This window comes from Chitinophaga sp. (assembly GCF_036569125.1).
Taxonomy (GTDB): Bacteria; Bacteroidota; Bacteroidia; order Chitinophagales; family Chitinophagaceae; genus Chitinophaga.
Genome location: NZ_DATCRF010000659.1, coordinates 1 through 3,403, shown reverse-complemented (window position 1 = coordinate 3,403; position 3,403 = coordinate 1). Strand labels below are relative to the sequence as shown.

Annotated in this window: 2 protein-coding genes; one reads left to right on the top strand and one right to left on the bottom strand. The window is 45.9% G+C overall.

Going from position 1 to position 3,403, the window contains the following annotated elements; all coding sequences use genetic code 11:
* Positions 1–81: 81 nt before the first annotated feature.
* Entirely contained in the window at positions 82–480 is a 399-nt protein-coding gene (locus tag VIM87_RS24615; protein WP_331999559.1) for a single-stranded DNA-binding protein, read from the bottom strand.
* 255 nt (positions 481–735) lie between these two features.
* On the opposite strand from VIM87_RS24615, the gene VIM87_RS24610 reads away from it, so the two are divergent.
* Positions 736–3,117, top strand: coding sequence for a TonB-dependent receptor (locus VIM87_RS24610; protein WP_331999558.1), 2,382 nt, complete (start codon positions 736–738; stop codon positions 3,115–3,117).
* Positions 3,118–3,403 lie beyond the last annotated feature (286 nt).

Sequence of the window (3,403 nt, the reverse complement as noted above, 5' to 3'; positions counted from 1 at the left end):
GTATATAACAAGCTAATAATAGTCTGGGAATGCCAACCCTGGAAAGAGCCGGCCCATTATGCTATGAATTACATAACACCTCTAAAACGGTAAATCGTCTGCCGGTTGTTCCTGCAGGTCATCATCTAAAACGCCTGCGGTGGCAGCTTTGGAGTGATCATCATGACGGCGGCCATTTAACAGCTGTACATTGTACACACGCAGTCTTAACTGGCCAATAGCTTCACCGGCGCTGTTCTTATAAGCATCTGATACCGGTGTACCTTCTACATACACTTGTGTGCCCTGCGTTAAATAAGGGGCCATGTTCACACGGTCCCAGAGGGCACAATCTACCCAGGTGGTTCTTTCCTGGGGCACGCCTTGCTGACTTTTGAAACGCTCTGTGTGAGCAACGCTGAAGCTTAATACGGTTTTTCCTGCGGCTTCTCTCTGTACAGCATCTTTGCCGAGATAGCCAATGATCTGGAGTTTAATCATCAGTTAAAATTTAAATGGTCGGTTAACGATATGGTTAACTCGTTAAAAAATAGGGTGAATAAAAAAACGAGAGAGAGATGCGGGATGGAAATTAGTATAAAATAATTAACCGGAAAAATATTTTCTTTTTTTTAGTACTGCAGATATAACTTTGTGCTGTTATTATAATTCAACTAAAGGGGTGCCTTACTGTCAGGCTGAGATCACACCCATTGAACCTGTGACCAGGTAATGCTGGTTAGGAAAAACATAGCAATGAAACAATCCTTACTGCTTTTGTGGCTGCTTGTCAGCACTACTGTGCTATATGCACAAAGAACTATTTCCGGCACCGTTACTGATAAAACCAAGGGCCAGCCATTAACGGGCGTTTCCATTATTATCCAGGGTAACAATAACAACGGCGTGCTTACGGATGCCCATGGCCGCTACCAGCTGAAAGTACCGTCCAAAGGCAGCTACCGCCTGCAGGCCAGCTACCTGGGCTACCGCACTTATATTACTACGCTGCAGGGCGGCGATGCTGTGAGCGAGCTGAATATACCGCTGGAAGAGACCGGGTTATTTGTGCAGCCGGTGGAGATCAGCAGCCTGCGTGCCGGTAAGAATGCGCCTTTTACTACTTCCAGCTTAAATGCAGAAGATATTAAAAAGCAGAACATGGGACAGGACCTGCCCCTGCTGCTGAACCAATTGCCCGGAGTTGTTACCAATTCCGACGCAGGTAACGGCATCGGCTATACGGGAATGCGGGTGCGCGGTTCTGATATTACCCGTATTAATGTTACCGTAAATGGCATTCCTATTAACGATGCAGAATCATCCGGGACCTTTTTTGTGGATATGCCCGACTTTGCCTCTTCCGTAAACAGCATACAGCTGCAACGGGGTGTAGGCACTTCTACCAACGGGGCCGGGGCTTTTGGCGCATCCCTGAACCTGAGCACCAATGAATTCCGGGATAAAGCCTATGGAGAGATCAGCAACAGCTACGGCTCATTTAACAGCTGGAAACATACGGTAAAAGCCGGTTCCGGTTTGATCAATGATCACTTTACGATCGATGCCCGCTTGTCCAAGATCAGCTCTGATGGCTATATAGACCGGGCCAGCTCTGACCTGCATTCTTTTTACACCTCTGCCGCTTATATTTCTAAAAAGACGGCCATTCGCCTGAATGTATTTTCCGGTAAGGAAAAAACCTACCAGGCCTGGAACGGCGTACCGGAGGCGCTGCTGCATACCGACCGTACCTACAACTCCGCCGGTACGGAGAAACCCGGTGCACCATATGATAATGAAACGGATAATTACCAGCAGGACCATTACCAGCTATTCCTGAACCAGGAAATAAATTCAAAGCTGAACTTTAACGTGGCCCTGCATTATACCAAAGGCAAAGGCTATTATGAGCAATACAAAACACAGCAGCTGTTTAGCGATTATGGGCTTAGCTCACCGGTGATAAACGGGCGGCCGGTGGATACTACAGACCTCATTCGCCAGCTATGGTTAGACAATGATTTTTACGGTACTGTTTTCTCTGTGAACGGCACCGGCCAAAAGCTGAACTGGAGCTTAGGCGGCGGCTGGAACCGCTATGAGGGCGGGCATTACGGCAAGATCATCTGGGCACAGTATGATATTGATAAAGACCATAAGTATTACGACCTGGATGCTGTTAAAACCGACTTTAATATTTACTGGAAGGGTGAGTTTAAATTAACGGAAGCCGTGCGCCTGTTTGCCGATCTGCAATACCGTACCGTACGTTTTAACATCGATGGATTTGAGGATAATCCTACGTTGATACAACACAATACCTATAACTTCTTTAATCCTAAAGCGGGCATTTATTATTACCTGAACACCAGCAGCCAGTTATATGCTTCTTATTCCATCGGTAATAAAGAACCTAACCGTGATGATTTTGAAGCCGGGCTTACACAAACGCCTAAACATGAGAACCTGCAAAACATAGAGGCGGGTTATGTGTTCCGTAATAACCGTGTGAATGTGCAGGCCAATGCCTATTACATGTATTATAAGAACCAGCTGGTGCAAACCGGCAAACTGAATGATGTAGGCGCCTATACACGCACCAATATTCCTAAAAGCTACCGCGCCGGTGTAGAGCTGCAGGGCAGCGTAAAGCTTAATGAGGTATTTACATTCGGCGCTAATGCCGCTTTTAGCCAGAATAAAATAAAGAATTATACGGCCTTTGTTGATAATTATGATACCGGCGTGCAGGACACTGTGCATTACGGTAATTCAGACATCTCCTTCTCCCCCGGCGTGGTAGCGGGTTACACGCTTACTGCCAAACCGGTAAAAGGCCTGGATATAGATGTGATAGGCAAGTATGTGAGCCGCCAATACCTGGATAATACCGGCAGTAAAGAGCGCAGCCTGAACGGGTATTATACCAATGATGTACGCCTGCGATACAGCATTCCGCAGCCGCTGTTCAAAGAGCTGGGATTACAGGTAGCGGTAAATAATATTTTCAATAAGAAATATGAGCCAAACGGCGCCAGCTATACGTGGATCGAAGGTGGCAAGCTGGTATCGGATAATTATTATTACCCGATGGCGGGAACGAATTATATGGTGGGATTAACGGTAGCGTTTTAGGTGAATTACGAATTATTTAATTACGAATTACGAATGTGACCGAAGCGAGCCCGTTCTTGCATAAAAAAATGTCCTGCACACAAAAGTTGCAGGACATTTTTTTATGCAGTACCCAATTCGTAATCCGTAATTAAATAATTCGTAATTATCAATCGGCTGTAAGCCGATTGATAGCGGCATCTACTTTACTAAATGGAAACTCCTTTAACACTTCATCCATTAAGGCTTTTACCTGGGCTGTACATAAGTTGCCAATGCTGCCGGCGTGTGTATGGTGTACTTCTTT

Coding starts and splice junctions, on each gene's coding strand:
- VIM87_RS24610 (WP_331999558.1), top strand. CDS start 736: ATGAAACAATCCTTACTGCTTTTGTGGCTGCTTGTCAGCACTACTGTG.
- VIM87_RS24615 (WP_331999559.1), bottom strand. CDS start 480: ATGATTAAACTCCAGATCATTGGCTATCTCGGCAAAGATGCTGTACAG.